Here is a 13,900-nt window from a genome sequence, read left to right on the forward strand (position 1 = left end):
TTCCTTCGCCAAATAAGCGGCTAAATCCAGCGCCTGACTTTTTGACAATACAAGCGGTAGCTGTCACCAAAGAGTTGCTGCATTGCCCTTTCTTCCGGAAGGATCTGAAAGCGTTGCAAATAGGCAACAAAAAGGGCGATTAAAAACAGTAACCATAGGCAGTTGAGAAAGACGGCCTGTGCCAGCAGCAAGAATACAAACCCCAGGTACATGGGGTTGCGTGAGCAGCGGTAAATACCTGAGGTCACCAAGGCCGAACTCTGTTCGGGCACCCTGGGATCCGGCGTGGTTCCATGGCGTTTGAAGCTCAGTACTCCAGCCAAAGGAATAACCAGCCCAGCAGTTAACAGAGAAACAGCGAGCCCCAAACTAAAGGTCGGATGCAGGTTTGAAGAGGGCAAATAATAGGATGTTAGCTGCAACAGTAGCGCAAACAGCAGCAAGAGCGCCAGGGGCGGCAGTTTCTTTTCCAGTCCGGACATGAATTACGCGGTTTTGAGTATTAGGTATCGGTTAAGATGACATGGGCAAGGTACTGAATACAAGGGTCATACCATTGGTTATTCCGCTTTGGGCGCTGCCGCGTTCTGTGCTTTGTGCCGAAACCTGTCAGTTTGCAAGTCGATTTGATTGTGGCGATAAAAGACCCGGCCAGGTGACCGGGTCTTAATCTAATCAAGTATGCTTCAAGCGAGATCAGAAGGGGGCGTTGATATCCACCACGTTGATCAGCTTGTGGTTAACGAACTCTTTCAATCCGAGGTCTATCAACTCACGACCATAGCCGGAGCGGCGGATACCGCCAAAGGGCAAATCAGCCTTAACCATGGTGGGATGGTTCACAAACATCATCCCGGTAGAGACTTGCTTGGCTACCGCCAGACCGCGTTGTTCATCGGCGGTGAACACAGAGCCACCGAGGCCGAAGGGCGAGTCGTTGGCAATGGCAATCGCTTCCTGTTCATCCTTGGCCTTGAGGATCATTGAGACAGGGCCGAAGAACTCCCAATAGTAAGCCGGGTTGTCCGGGGTCACATTGGTAAGTATGGTTGGCTGTACAAAAGCGCCTTGCTCCGGCACTTTGGGGCCAACTTCGGTGGCTGTGGCACCATGCTCAACCGCTTCACGAATTTTTTGCTTCACTTCATCGGCAGCACCCTGGGAAGACAGAGGTGCCAGAGTCGTATTCGGATCCATAGGGTCACCGGCTTTAAGCGCGGCTACGCCTTTGGTATAGCCTTCCATGAACTTGTCATAGATGGCTTCCACCAGGATCATCCGTTTGGATGAAACACACACCTGACCGGCGTTCCAGTGACGGCCGAATACCGCCCAATCTATGGTTTTCTCAAGCTCGGCATCTTCCAGCACGATAAAGGCGTCAGAGCCGCCCAGTTCCAGGGTGGATTTTTTCAGTGCCTTACCGGCCTGAGAGGCAATAACGGCGCCTGCACCTTCAGAGCCGGTCAGTGCCACGCCATGTACCTTGGGTGAGTTGATGATCTGCTCGACTTGATCCCGGGTAGCATACAGGTTCTGGAAGGCTCCCTGTGGTAGGCCGGCATCCCGCATCAGGCTCTCGAAAGCGGCGGCGCACTGAGGCACATTGGAAGCGTGTTTCAGCAGCAGGGTGTTGCCGGCAGAAAGTTGCGGTGCCAAGATCCTGGCTATCTGGTAATAGGGGAAGTTCCAGGGTTCAATGGCCAGCAAGACCCCAAGAGGTTCATTGACCAGCAGCGCTTCCCCTTCGGCGGGATCGGCCACCGGCAGTTTCTGTGGTGCCAGCAGTCTCTCGGCATGCTGGGCATAGTATTCGAGGATCTGCGCCGACAGTTCGACTTCAGCTTCGGCCTCTCCAATGACTTTACCCATTTCCAGGGTCAGCAGTTCGGCGTAACGGCGCTTGCTGTCTCTGAGCAGGGTTGCAGCCCGATTGAGTATTTCAGCTTTGTCGGTAAAAGAGGTATTGCGCCAACTTAAAAAGGCCTGGTGGGCCGACTCAATTGCCTGTGTGACTTCGGCGTCAGTGGCATTGGGAAATTCTTTGATGAGCTCTCCCGTGAAGGGATTAATTGTTGCATATGCCATGTGTTCCTCCCAGCGTTGCAAGTAATAGGGTATTGACGCCAACTCCTGGCATCGGGTGAAAATGTTTGAAGTTATCGTGGGTTCTGCCCCTCAGGGGCGAGTGGCAAAAAAAGCTCAAACCTTTCTACGCTTTAAATGGCGATGTTTGTGTGATCTTGGTCACGTCGGCAGTCTGATGTCTACCGGTTGGTGATTTTTAATCCTTTCTTGTTAGTTCTTTGTTTTTAAAAAACTTAAAAACAGCAGCGGTTAACAAAAGTGCAACCTATCGCCTTGTTCTTGCGTGAGGAAAGATGCAACCCCTCCCTTTCGGGAGAGGGGTTGTGCTGTTTGTATATCGTCAGTTTCGGTGGCTATAGCGCTCGGCCATGGCGTTGGCTGCGATCATCGCCTGATAAACATCATCGGCACTGACCGCCATAGGCATATTGCCCATGGTATCGCCTTCGGCACAGGCAATTTCGGCAACTTTACGCCACTCCTCCTCACGGAAGTGTTTCAGCCCTATATCCGCCAAAGTCAGCGGTAAACCTGCGGTTTTAATGATACGGACAACATTGTCGATTTCGCTCTGTGGGGCGTTTTCCAGCACCAGTTGGGTCAAGAGGCCAAAGACCACCTTTTCGCCATGCTGGGCACCATGCAGATCGGCAACCGCCGACATGCCGTTATTGACGGCGTGCGCTGCCGCCAGGCCGCCGGCTTCGGCACCAACACCGCTTAAATAGATGGTTGCCTCTATGGTTTGCTCCAGCGCCGGGGTCACTATTTTGTTGTTTACCGCATCCATGGCGGCGGCCACGTTTTCACTCAGCAATTGATAGCACAGTTGTGCCAGACCAAGACCGGTACGCGAAGGCTTTTTTAGCACCAGGTTGACACCATCGGCTTGATAACAGGCCCTGGCTTCAAAGTAGGTGGCCAGAGCGTCGCCTATGCCTGCAGCAAAGAAACGCGCCGGCGCGGCGGCGATGATGCTGGTGTCGGCAATCACGGCATCCGGATTCTGTGGCAGGAACAGATAGCGTTCAAATTCACCCGCTTCGGTATAAATCACTGATAAAGCCGTACAGGGTGCATCGGTTGACGCTATGGTGGGGTACAGGACAACAGGGTGCTTAAGATGGAAGGCAACGGCCTTGGCGGCATCCAGTGTCTTACCGCCGCCGACACCGACAATGACGTTGGCGTGGGCTTGTTCAGCCAGGGCGACAAGGCGCTGGATCTCGACTTCACTGCACTCGTAGTTGAATTTTTCCAGTTGGTTGCTGATGCCGTTTTGCTCAAGCCCCGTCAGGGCTTCATCCTCAAGCCTGCTGAGAATAAACTCATCGGCGATAATAAAAGCATTGTCGCCGAAGTCATGTACATATTCATGCATTTTTGACAATAAGCCTTTGCCAATAATGAACTTTTTGGGAGATGTGACGGTACGTGGAACTGCTGTGCTCATATGGCCTCCATTACGTTCAGACTCGGATCCTTGTTCATAGAGACTCTATCACAGCTAAGATTTAAAGCTATGGCGCAATTGTCTGGTTTTTGTTGTTTTGGTGGCGATAAAAACTGGTTTTTGGTTTGAGTGTCTAATTGGGTAACTGGGATTTCTCTTTTATTTGGTGAGTCTGTGGCGCCTGTAGCCAAGTCCTTGGCGAGCAAGGGGAGGGGAGAGCGGCGGTAAGATCCCAACAGTGATTGAGCTTTGCTTAAGCTGGTGGCAGGTAATGGATAGCCGCCACCTTTTCTAGCGGAATGACGTTCAGCCGTTATCCATTTCCTTTAGGAGAGGATTGGCGGCATTGGTTCAGCAGGGTTTGCAGGTGGCCACCGAGTTGCTGATCCTTAATATCAGTGCCGTTTTTCAGTAGCTGTTCGACATCTGCCAAAGCCTTGTCTATTCCCTGGGATTCGATAAGTGTGCTGACATAGGCGGCGAGATCCGCACCCTTATTCAGTAGTGCGGCCGCGTTTTCAAAGCTGAAGCCTTGCTCCAGTAGCTGTTGAATTTGGCCGAGCAGCTCGCTGACCCTGGCGGGCTCTGCCAGGACGCCATCGACCTGGATCAGTTCACCAAGCGGATCGTGACTGAGCTTTTCAGCGACGCAGGCGGTCATTGAGCTGACCTCGGCGCTGCGATTGATGGCATCCAGACCTTGAGAGCGGATCTGCTCAATGGCTTGTTGTAACTCTTGATCTTTGGCGAGCCACTGCTGCTCCAGTTGTGTCTTTTCATCTGCGGCAAACCAGCCGCAGCCGGAGAGTGAGCCAAGGGCCAGGGCCGAAAACATCCAGAGTACAGTTTTTTTGGCGGGGAAATATTTTTTGCCTAAGGTGTTGGACTGCTTCATCCACAGGACTCCTGCAAAGGTTCTTAGAGTTCACAGTATCAGCTATCAGCCTTAAGCCGGGCTGAACAGTTTGAGTCCTTTATTCGGTAGGTGCATTCAATAGCAGGTTGGGCAAGGCAGACTGGGAGTCTTAGGCTCCCAGTCTATTTAGAGATTAAAGCCCCACGAACGTAAAGGGCTTGGCCGTGACAAAGTCTTGCAACGCATTACCTGAGTAGATGCTGCTGTTGTTGATGGCCAGCTTTTTCACTTCTTGCAGCTTACCAAAGTCGATGCCTTTCATATCGACCCAGAAGGTGTTGGGGGTCAAGGCGGTTTCAAAGTAATACACCCGATTTTTATGATCAGAGACCGAGCGCCAACGGGTCGAAGAGATATTCGGTTCGGTCTCGGAAGCTATACCGAAAGGCACAGAGGCGTTACGTATGACGCTGAAGGCGCCGGCAACCGCCACCCGGGTATTGGCAGTCTTGGGAATGGCATCCATATAGAAAGAGGCCCTGACAAACCGGTCGGCGGCGCGGTTGGTTCCAGGCAACATGGTAAAGCCGCCAATCTGCTGCCAATACTGGTTCAGTGCCAGTTGCTGCTCGAAGATGGGGGAGTTGGTCATGACCCGGTACTTTGGATCGTGATGGATCACCAGCTTGCCGTCTATGTACTCGAATATGGCGCTGTCACCTGTGGCATCGGAAATCGACAGATGCAGGGTGGCAAAGCGTTGAGTACCGGGAATATTGGCGGAAACCACTACAAAAGGCTCGGCTCTCAAAGCATCGACGGCTTCGGCGACAGTGGCAAAGTTATCCAGCACATATTGCACCCAGGCGGCGACCGACAAGCCTTTTCGTTTACCCTGGTACTCGGGATAACTCGACTCTGCCAGCCAGAGCAGATTGGCCACCAGACCTTTTTCATTCATGCCGTCGGTGCTGGAGATATCAAAGGCGCTGGTGATCAGGCTGCCGTAGCGTGAGGTCCAGGTGACTGAGTTGTCGCCGACTGCCCCATGACGCAGCATGCCGCGGGGAAACAGCCACAGGCTCGCCGGGATCTCGTCGCGCCAGTCCATGGAGCGGGCGGTGATCACCAACTGCTGTTCGCCGTGATAGACGGCGCGGGTGCAGGCCTGCGCAGTAGTGCCGAAAACCAGGATTAAGGCGCTGCTGATTAAGGTGATGAGTTTCCGATTCATAGTGACTTCCCTGTTTGATTGTTAAAGAGAGTTAAAGGTGTTGAACGCGTACTGGCAAGCCGGGTTGTTAATTCTGCCCATCAGTGCTGTCTCAGGTGAAACAGTGCCTCCAGGCCAGGGTTTTCTGTGTCATGCCCCGGATGATACAGGTAACAGCTGATGCGGGCATAGTTATCCAAATCGCCGCGCCAAAGGCAGCTGGCTTCAATATCCCGCTCTTGTTGCTGAAAGCGGATCCTAAGTACCTTGGCATCGCCGTTCAGCACTGGCTCTATCGCCGCAGTCCCTTGAATGCTTAAGCCTTCTATCTCCCGGTGTACCTTAAGTTCGCCGCCCTGCTCATAAATGCTCATCTTGCCGGTGTAGCTGGCATTTGAATCAATGGCTTTGCCAACCAGCTGATAATTGCCCTGTAGATACTGCTTAAAAAGCTCATCCGTTTCGGCAAATGCCGCGGGCGCCAGGCAGAGGGAAAATAAGGGCAAACATAATATCGCTAAACGGCGAATAAACGGGTTATTCATTGATCTTCCTTAGATTTGTATATCTTTAGCTTGGTGTATCTATGCTGCCGCTGTGGCAGCCCTTTTAGCGCTTTGATTGTTTCAGTGCCTTGTTGTGGTTGAAGTCGGCAGCGGCGCTTATCAGTGCCTTGAAAGCCGTTTCATCCAAAGATTGGCCCTGGGTAATATCTATGGCTCTACGCTGTTTGCCCTCAAGGCCAGCATTAAACAGTTTGTGGGGATCCGCCAGCGAAGCGCCATTGGCAAATGTGAGTTTTAATTTGGCTTTGTATGACTCGCCGGTACAGAGTATGCCTTGGCTTGACCATACAGGTACACCGGACGGGTTGGTTGGCTTTACCCATTTGCACTCTTCAACTACCTCGGGAATAGCGGCCTTGATAAGTTCACGGATATGGCCAAGCATCTCGGCGCGCCAGCCGCCCAAGGCAGCAATTTTATGGTCGATAGAAACGCTACCGTCAGTTTGTTGCCGTTTTTTGTCCATTTGTGTTCTCCCTGGCTCGCTTGCGAGTGCGAGCCTGACTCTGTGTTATCTGGCGGCTGGATAGACCAAGTTGGACAAGGCTGCTTTAGCAAACGTCGATTCAATGGTCACAGTCAAGCAGTCTTGCAATCGCCTGCTGCGCCGCCGGTGCGCATTTTGCCATATCTGCTATACCTATCCACTCCTGACTTTCTATCTCGGCGGCAGAATTGATGTTGCCACTAAAGCCCGCGCTGAAACAGTGCATCGTCAGCTCAGTGTTCTCAAGGCCAAAGGCCTTATCCGTGATGCTGAATCTGTAGCAAATGGTGCTTTGCTGCAGTTCTATGCTGAGTTCTTCCTTTAACTCCCGAGTCAGGGCTTGTTCAAGGGTTTCACCCGGTTCAGGTTTGCCGCCGGGAATAAAGAATTTATCTTTGCCCTTGGATTTGACACACAAGACTTCAGCGTTTTTCTCATGTAGCCAGGCGACACTTTGTAATTGTTTCATGGGGTTCCTTGTTGACAACTAAAACCAGCCATTGGCTCTTTAGTGGTTGTCATGTGGACTTTTGGGGGGAGTAAAATACTGCTGCGGCTGGATCAGTTTAACCCCTAACATATTGGCCAAATACTGCTCCAGAAACACCTTGTGGCTGGCTCCGACTATCACCAGCACCCGACCTCCAGGGTTAGCCGCCACCACGCGCATTATGTGGGAGCTCATGTTGAGATTGCGTATCTCCCAAAGGGCAACCCGGGAGAGCGCCGCATCCGGGGGTAAATCTTTATCGATAAACAGGCTCCACTCCTGGTCAATGACGGCCGTCTGGTACTCCTGGCTGTTTAGCCAGGAAAAGAGCGGCAACCAGTTGCCTGTTTCAAGCGCCTCTGTCTTCAGTCTTTGTGGCTTGTTGATATAGTCGCTTTTGGCCAAAGCGGCGGCATGGGGCGACTGATTGTAAGACTCCAGCAGTCGCGCTTCGATGGGGCGGTAGAGATCTTTATCCAGATGATCATCTATCGGATAAATCCGCTTGAGCTTCAGTGTCATGGCCAGGTTGTTGCCAAGGGTGTTTTTCTCGTTATTGCTCGAGGCAAGTTGCTCCAGATAGTGCTGCAACTCGGTGGAAATAGTTGAACTCGCTGCGGTTTTGTCCAAATAATGCCAGTGCAGCAGGGCTAACTCTTTGTGATAGGCGGCAACGGCTAACTTGATGAGCCTTGCTCGCTGCACAGGTTCAAGGCTTGTTTCGTCCAATAAGGGCTCCAGACTCTCAAGCGCCTTTTGCGCCGAGAGTCGCAACGCCTGCTGCTCTTTTATCGCCAGCGCCAGAAATCTTTGTCCCACAAAATGATCCAACACAGTTTGATACTCGCCAGAGCCGTTGATCATGGCCGCGATATCCTGTGGCCGCAGTGACTCCACCGCTATGGCCGTAGGCTGGTAACGGGAGAGGGGCTCAAGGATGGAGGATAGCGAGCTGCTGTCCAATTGCTGTTGAATACTGCTTAGGTGCAGGGTGCCGAGTATCATCACCTGGGTCTTGGGCTGGCTTTTGCTACTGAGTCTTTGCAGTGCATGTTCAGACCCTGGCGCTTGATCGGCGACAGTGTCTGCTTTGGCCGTTTTTATATGGGCAATACCCGATGCCGACAGGCAGATAAGAAAAAGCAGCGCTTTAATGGTCAAGTTGAGTCTCCCTAAAGTGATTGTTTTTGGCTAATACCTGAGATGGTAGAGATATAACAATACTGGCCGTAGAGAAACTTCTGGTTAACTTTTCACACAGAGACTATTGGATGATGCTGATGAACTAAGCATCTTGAATTCCGCCAGACAGTATGTTGAGTTGATTTATTGCAACTGGGAGAGATGACAAACTTCCCTGTTACTTGGTGGATGATCCTGAGGGCATCCCATCTAGCCTTCACGTCCCGGCCTAAAGCGGTTGCTTTACATCAAGCTTTATGTCGCTTCTTAGGTTTGGACCTTATGGGCTGAAGTTAAGCTATCCATTGCCAATATGGTTTCAGAGTAATTGATAGCCAGGAGGGAGACAAGAATGATTTGATTAAATTCAAGGCCCTGGAGAGCCAACCCTTCAAAGCATCCAAACCGCAAAAGGGCAGGGTTTATGGATGTTGGATATGCTTGAAATAGATAAACCCTAAGCCGGACTATTTGCCCGTCCGGCCTTATGGTTTACTGCTTTTGCGGAAATGTTGCTTTGGGGAGAGCTGTTTATTTCTTGTCTTCCCTTGGGGAGCCGATGAATTGTCTGTGACCTGCTGATCAGTCATTCTGGGCTGTGGCAATACCCCCAACTCTTCAAAGAAGTTGATTTGCCTTCTCAGTTCGAACAAAGAGCCGGTGCGGCTGGTCTGGCCTATGGTCAGGGTCCAGCTGTCGGTAAGGCCATCGGTATTACTGAGGATATAACCGCGATAAACCAGCTTACGCATCTTGTTGAACGCTTATTCCTATGTTGGATACGCCGTTCATGACGATTTCCTTGCGCAGTGCTTTGACAAAATCTGCGGTTATCTGCGGGTTTTCCTCGATAATTTCCAGCAAGGATGCCTGCAACTCGCGCTCTTCCTGCATCACTTCGTGGCTGAAGACAAAATCGTCCAATGCTTCACCGTCCAATTCGGGATCGGCAATGGCTTCAATATAGTTGGCGACAGTACCGGATGACAACTTGGAGATATTGGTGATGTCGTCTTCCACCTTGCTTTCCAGCGCGCCAAGCAGTGAACTGAGCGCCACAGCAGCATCCATGGCAGGGTAGACTCCATAGGCATCGAATTGGGCCGGTTCCGGGGTGTTTTCTTCCAATTTAGCCATCTGCAGCTCAAGGTTCAACTTGAGTTTGCGGTCATATAAAGACTGCCACAGCAGGTTGAGCACAGTATCCAATACTTGGGGATCGCCGAACTCACACACTTCGGAAAACAGTTGGTAGTTGGGGTACATACGTTGGCATAATGCCACGGCAAAGAGTTTTTTTTGCGGCAGTTCCAGTGCCTTCAGGCGTTTAAAGAAGCCAGGTTTAGTTGTCATCGGTTAAATCCATCGAAAGTTGGGATATCACTTGTTTTGCCGCGGATTCTACCTTAGTTAGCTCATCAAGTAACTCCAGTATTTCCGGCTCTAGCTCGGTAATGTTATTGCCTTGCTTGAGACCGCCTTCCACGGTCTGACAGAGTTTTTGCAGCGTCGGTACGCCGCAGTAGCAACAGGCACCGTGCAGTTTGTGAACACAGGCCTTCATTTCTTCTACGTCATTTTGTTCCAGTGACTCTTGTATGGTGGCTCTGGTTTTGGGCATGGAATCAATCAACATTCTGAGCATATCCAGTGCCAGATCCTGCTTCTGGTTGGCCTGGGTCAAACACAGCTCCCAGTTGAGAGTATGTTGATCAAAATGAGTAAACTTGGGCCGGGTGATCCAGCGACTGATCACTCCTTTCAGTGCGGCTTCATCGATAGGCTTGGGCAGATAGCCGTCCATGCCACTATTGAGGATCCGCTCGCGCTCCTCATTGATGGCATGAGCCGTGACCGCGACTATCGGTGTATTACGATTCAGCGAGTCCTGACGGATGAGCCGGGTGGCGGTAATACCATCAGTCCCCGGCATTTGAATATCCATAAAGATCAAATCAAAACTGCGTTTTTTGGCAAGGTTGACCGCCTGCTCGCCATTACTGGCCGTGGTTACTCCTGTAACCAGTTCATCGAGTAGGGTGTCAATCAGCTTGAGGTTGGCCGGGTTATCATCCACCGCCAGCACATTGAGTTTGTGGCGTGGCTGCGGCTCTACCAATTTGGGGCGGGCGGGTTTGAGCTCCGACTCCTGTGGCAGATAAATCATATTGCGTGCCATCAGGTATTCGCTGGCGGGGATACTCAACACCAGATCCACCGCGGGACGGATATAACGCTCCAACGCTTCCTGGTCATGGCAGTCAAATAGGGCGATAAGGGCCTCGGTGACTTGTCTGGCGCTCTTAAGTACTGACTGCAATTGGGATGGACCATCGAAGCCGTGACAACCGAGCAGCACATAGTCGAAATGTGCCTTGTTCTGAGCAAGCTCGGCTTCCAGTTGCGGCACAGTGTGGACACTGTTGACCTGCATCTGCCAATGTTGCAGGCGGCGGTTGAGCACAGAGCGGGTCAAGGGTCTGGGTTCAAACAGCAATACCGTCTTGGCGCTAAGCTGTTCCAGTGGCAGTGGTTCACCTATGGAGAATTGGCTGGTCATCAGTGGTAAGGTAAACCAGAAGGTAGAGCCTTTGCCCACCCTGGAACTGAAGCCTATCTGGCCGCCCATCTGATTAATGAGGCGCTTGGTTATCACTAATCCAAGACCAGTACCGCCAAAGCGGCGGGAGATGGATGAATCGGCCTGGCCGAACGCCTGGAACAGCAACTCCTGCTGACTCTCTTCAATGCCAATCCCCGTATCCGATACCTCACAGTGCAGCAGCAATTTGTCTTCTTTGATGTTGCTGATATCCACCTTCAACAGCACACTGCCCTGATCGGTAAACTTGATGGCATTACCCACCAGATTGGTAATGATCTGGCCAACCCGCATGGCGTCTCCGCTAACGGCATCCGGCACTTCCGGGGCCACATCCACGACAAGTTCCAGCCCTTTCTCGTGGGCGGAACCGGACAGCAGCATCAGGGTGTCATCCAGGGTTTCCCTGAGGGCGAATGGCATGGTTTCCAGCACCATTTTACCGGCTTCCAGCTTGGAGAAGTCGAGGATGTCGTTGATGATCCCCAGTAGGTTGGTGGCACTGCGTTCAATGGTACGAATATATTCCATCTGGCTGGCGTGCAGCGGCGTTTTCAATAGTTGACGGGCAAAACCTATCACGCCATTGAGCGGCGTTCTCAGCTCGTGGGACATGTTGGCCAAGAATTCGGATTTTATCCGGCTGGCTTCCAGCGCTCGTTTCTTGGCCAAGTCCAGTTCGACGTTCTGAATTTCAATCTGCTCCAGGGTTTCCCTGAGATCCGAGGTCGCCTGATCGATATTTTGCTGCATCTCGTCATGGTATTCCGACAAGGAGCCCGCCATGGCGTTAATCCCCCGTTTGAGCAGATCCAGCTCACCGATGAGATTACCCTCCAGTCGGGTATCCAGCTTGCCCTCACGGATTTTGGCCACCACCCGCACCATGTCGGTGATCGGCTGAGTGACATTCTTTACCAGGCGGAAGGTGAACAGCAGATTCAGCTGCACCCCGATAAGCACTATGATAAAAGCCGCCACCGCGGCTCTGTGCTGTTCCAGCAGCGCCTTTTCCTTGTTGAGCAGCAAAGAGATATAGCCCAGGGGTTTTTCATTGAAGCCGGGAGCGTCGTCTATCGCCAGCAGACTACCGGCAGCGAAAATCGGTGCCCTAAGCACCAGGCTGTCGCCTAGCTGATCGTATTCGGTGCGGGCCAGATCCGAGATGGCGCCCTTGTAGCGCATGATCTCAAAGTCTTTGTGATAATGGGAGGTGACAAACAGCTGGTTGTCGGCATCGAAGATGGCGATGGATTTCACCAAGGTCGACTTGTTGAGCTGAGCCGCGGCGAGCAGGCGTTTGGTGGCTTCGCGGTTGTTGGCAGCCAGGCCTATCTCGCTGGCGATGGCCAGCGGCTCTATGATATTACTGCCCTGTTCTATGAGCGTATCTTCAAGCTCATAAAAGCGATTTATGGTAAAGTAACTGCCCAGAAGAATACCGACCAAAATGGTAGGAGCCAGGGCCAATACCAGCACCCAGGATCTGAGGCTGTACTTGGTCATGTTATTCGCACTGTTCATGGGCGGTATAGGTATTCCAGCTAGTTTGTTTTACGGCTATAGATAGACTGCCAGATATCCCGGCGTCTTTGCCAGTTTTTTATTGTTTCAGGGGCCTAGATGGCACAATTTTTTAGAGAAAAACCAAACAGATCCAAGAAAGTCTCCGCAAAACTGTCACTCACGGCTTCCGGATTGGATCATCAGGGTGCCGGGATCGGTCAATATCAGGGCAAAGTGGTGTTCATTCCCGGCTTATTGCCCGGTGAGAGCGCCGAGGTGCAGCTCACCGAACAAAAAAAGAACTATGCCAGGGGAAAACTCATCCGCATCAGCCAAACATCCCCGGAGCGGGTTGAACCCCAATGCAGCCATTATGCGCTTTGCGGCGGTTGCGATCTGCAACACTTGTCAGATTTGAGCCAGCGGCAGCACAAGCGCCGGGCCTTGGCCGAGTTGTTTGCCAAGCTCTCTGGCTTGTCCGAACTGCCGGAGATAGGCGAGTTGGCTTCTGCCCCTTGGCATTATAGACGCAAGGCCAGACTGGCGACCTGGTATGACAAACAAAGTCGCGAATTCACCCTGGGGTTCAGGGCTAAATCCAGCAGTAAGGTAGTTGCCATCGGCGAATGCCCTGTGTTGGCGGCTTCGTTGTCTGAGCTGATAAAACCGTTGGCGGCGCAACTGGCGCACCTGCAGGGCGTGGCTCAGCTTGGTCATGTGGAGCTGATTGAAACCGAAGCCGGTCGTTTTGTGGTGCTGAGAATTACCCGGCCACTGGTGAATAAAGACAAGGAAAAGCTCAAGGCCTTTGCCGGGCAGCAAGGATTGCAGTTGGTGCTGCAGGACAATCAGGGCGAGTGTGAATATCTTACGGGCAGTCAGCCAAGCTACCGCTTGCCCGGCGTCGATGGCGATGAACTGACGCTTAAGTTTAATCCGGGGAATTTTATTCAGGTCAACGGCGAAGTGAACCGCGCCATGGTGGCCAAGGCCATAGATTGGCTGCAACCCAAGGCCGGTGAGCACATACTGGATCTCTTTTGCGGCATGGGTAACTTCAGCCTACCGCTGGCGGCCACCGGCGCCAGGGTCACAGGTGTCGAGGGTGTGCCCGCCATGGTTGAGCAGGCCAGGCAAAATGCCAAACAAGCCGGGCTTGAAGGTGTGCAGTTCTTTTGCGCCGATCTTAGCGCCGACCTTTCGGCCGAGCCCTGGCTTGGCAAGGTGGATAAGCTGCTGCTGGATCCCGCCCGTGCCGGGGCCTATGAGACGCTTTCTTACCTGAAAAACATCGCGCCAGAGCGAGTAGTGTATGTTTCTTGCAATCCGGCGAGCCTGGCGCGGGACAGCGTGTTATTGCTCGCGCAAGGCTATCGCCTGGAGCGCCTCAGTGTGTTGGACATGTTCCCCCAGACTCATCACACCGAAGCCATGGCATTGTTTGTGCGGAATTGATG

General features: G+C 52.3%; 13 protein-coding genes. 1 reads left to right on the forward strand and 12 read right to left on the reverse strand.

Annotated features, from left to right (window positions below):
• Window positions 1-20: 20 nt before the first annotated feature.
• From ACMHXH_RS20010 to barA, 12 genes are all read right to left on the reverse strand, one after another.
• Complete coding sequence (locus tag ACMHXH_RS20010; RefSeq protein ID WP_039033715.1) at window positions 21-482, reverse strand: methyltransferase family protein; 462 nt, start codon at window positions 480-482, stop codon at window positions 21-23.
• A 214-nt stretch (window positions 483-696) separates the two neighbouring features.
• Entirely contained in the window at window positions 697-2,088 is a 1,392-nt protein-coding gene (locus ACMHXH_RS20015) for an NAD-dependent succinate-semialdehyde dehydrogenase (RefSeq protein WP_039033716.1), read from the reverse strand.
• Window positions 2,089-2,428: 340 nt separating this feature from the next.
• The gene (locus ACMHXH_RS20020; protein ID WP_335912158.1) at window positions 2,429-3,541 is read right to left on the reverse strand and encodes a glycerol dehydrogenase; all 1,113 of its coding nucleotides are present in this window, start codon (window positions 3,539-3,541) and stop codon (window positions 2,429-2,431) included.
• A 313-nt stretch (window positions 3,542-3,854) separates the two neighbouring features.
• Window positions 3,855-4,436, reverse strand: coding sequence for a hypothetical protein (locus ACMHXH_RS20025; RefSeq protein WP_313954992.1), 582 nt, complete (start codon window positions 4,434-4,436; stop codon window positions 3,855-3,857).
• 154 nt (window positions 4,437-4,590) lie between these two features.
• The gene (locus tag ACMHXH_RS20030; protein WP_039033718.1) at window positions 4,591-5,631 is read right to left on the reverse strand and encodes a linear amide C-N hydrolase; all 1,041 of its coding nucleotides are present in this window, start codon (window positions 5,629-5,631) and stop codon (window positions 4,591-4,593) included.
• Window positions 5,632-5,711: 80 nt separating this feature from the next.
• Complete coding sequence (locus tag ACMHXH_RS20035) at window positions 5,712-6,155, reverse strand: hypothetical protein (RefSeq protein WP_039033719.1); 444 nt, start codon at window positions 6,153-6,155, stop codon at window positions 5,712-5,714.
• A gap of 64 nt (window positions 6,156-6,219) precedes the next feature.
• The gene (locus ACMHXH_RS20040; protein ID WP_052248011.1) at window positions 6,220-6,642 is read right to left on the reverse strand and encodes a DUF1801 domain-containing protein; all 423 of its coding nucleotides are present in this window, start codon (window positions 6,640-6,642) and stop codon (window positions 6,220-6,222) included.
• Between the two features lie 100 nt (window positions 6,643-6,742).
• Window positions 6,743-7,132: an NUDIX hydrolase gene (locus ACMHXH_RS20045; RefSeq protein ID WP_039033720.1), complete on the reverse strand. Its 390-nt coding sequence runs from the start codon at window positions 7,130-7,132 to the stop codon at window positions 6,743-6,745.
• 39 nt (window positions 7,133-7,171) lie between these two features.
• Complete coding sequence (locus ACMHXH_RS20050) at window positions 7,172-8,314, reverse strand: DUF5694 domain-containing protein (RefSeq protein ID WP_052248012.1); 1,143 nt, start codon at window positions 8,312-8,314, stop codon at window positions 7,172-7,174.
• A gap of 506 nt (window positions 8,315-8,820) precedes the next feature.
• Window positions 8,821-9,087 (reverse strand): DUF3319 domain-containing protein, encoded by a 267-nt coding sequence (locus ACMHXH_RS20055; protein WP_039033721.1) that lies wholly within the window; start codon window positions 9,085-9,087, stop codon window positions 8,821-8,823.
• Complete coding sequence (locus tag ACMHXH_RS20060; protein WP_039033722.1) at window positions 9,080-9,688, reverse strand: YjaG family protein; 609 nt, start codon at window positions 9,686-9,688, stop codon at window positions 9,080-9,082. The genes ACMHXH_RS20055 and ACMHXH_RS20060 overlap by 8 nt, the downstream gene beginning before the upstream one ends.
• Window positions 9,678-12,461, reverse strand: coding sequence for a two-component sensor histidine kinase BarA (barA, locus tag ACMHXH_RS20065; RefSeq protein ID WP_335908386.1), 2,784 nt, complete (start codon window positions 12,459-12,461; stop codon window positions 9,678-9,680). Before barA ends, ACMHXH_RS20060 begins: the two co-directional genes overlap by 11 nt.
• 99 nt (window positions 12,462-12,560) lie before the next feature.
• Between barA and rlmD the strand changes: the two genes are divergently transcribed.
• Window positions 12,561-13,898: a 23S rRNA (uracil(1939)-C(5))-methyltransferase RlmD gene (rlmD, locus tag ACMHXH_RS20070; protein ID WP_335912155.1), complete on the forward strand. Its 1,338-nt coding sequence runs from the start codon at window positions 12,561-12,563 to the stop codon at window positions 13,896-13,898.
• The last annotated feature ends 2 nt before the right edge of the window (window positions 13,899-13,900 follow it).

The sequence above is a fragment of the Shewanella sp. BJSY2023SW001 genome (assembly GCF_047314685.1).
Lineage (GTDB): Bacteria > Pseudomonadota > Gammaproteobacteria > Enterobacterales > Shewanellaceae > Shewanella > Shewanella indica.

What these genes read in the sequence shown, in the direction of transcription:
- ACMHXH_RS20010 (WP_039033715.1), bottom strand. Translation starts at nt 482, where the DNA reads ATGTCCGGACTGGAAAAGAAACTGCCGCCCCTGGCGCTCTTGCTGCTG.
- ACMHXH_RS20020 (WP_335912158.1), bottom strand. Translation starts at nt 3,541, where the DNA reads ATGAGCACAGCAGTTCCACGTACCGTCACATCTCCCAAAAAGTTCATT.
- ACMHXH_RS20030 (WP_039033718.1), bottom strand. Translation starts at nt 5,631, where the DNA reads ATGAATCGGAAACTCATCACCTTAATCAGCAGCGCCTTAATCCTGGTT.
- ACMHXH_RS20055 (WP_039033721.1), bottom strand. Translation starts at nt 9,087, where the DNA reads ATGCGTAAGCTGGTTTATCGCGGTTATATCCTCAGTAATACCGATGGC.
- barA (WP_335908386.1), bottom strand. Translation starts at nt 12,461, where the DNA reads ATGAACAGTGCGAATAACATGACCAAGTACAGCCTCAGATCCTGGGTG.
- ACMHXH_RS20060 (WP_039033722.1), bottom strand. Translation starts at nt 9,688, where the DNA reads ATGACAACTAAACCTGGCTTCTTTAAACGCCTGAAGGCACTGGAACTG.
- ACMHXH_RS20040 (WP_052248011.1), bottom strand. Translation starts at nt 6,642, where the DNA reads ATGGACAAAAAACGGCAACAAACTGACGGTAGCGTTTCTATCGACCAT.
- ACMHXH_RS20015 (WP_039033716.1), bottom strand. Translation starts at nt 2,088, where the DNA reads ATGGCATATGCAACAATTAATCCCTTCACGGGAGAGCTCATCAAAGAA.
- ACMHXH_RS20045 (WP_039033720.1), bottom strand. Translation starts at nt 7,132, where the DNA reads ATGAAACAATTACAAAGTGTCGCCTGGCTACATGAGAAAAACGCTGAA.
- rlmD (WP_335912155.1), top strand. Translation starts at nt 12,561, where the DNA reads ATGGCACAATTTTTTAGAGAAAAACCAAACAGATCCAAGAAAGTCTCC.
- ACMHXH_RS20025 (WP_313954992.1), bottom strand. Translation starts at nt 4,436, where the DNA reads ATGAAGCAGTCCAACACCTTAGGCAAAAAATATTTCCCCGCCAAAAAA.
- ACMHXH_RS20035 (WP_039033719.1), bottom strand. Translation starts at nt 6,155, where the DNA reads ATGAATAACCCGTTTATTCGCCGTTTAGCGATATTATGTTTGCCCTTA.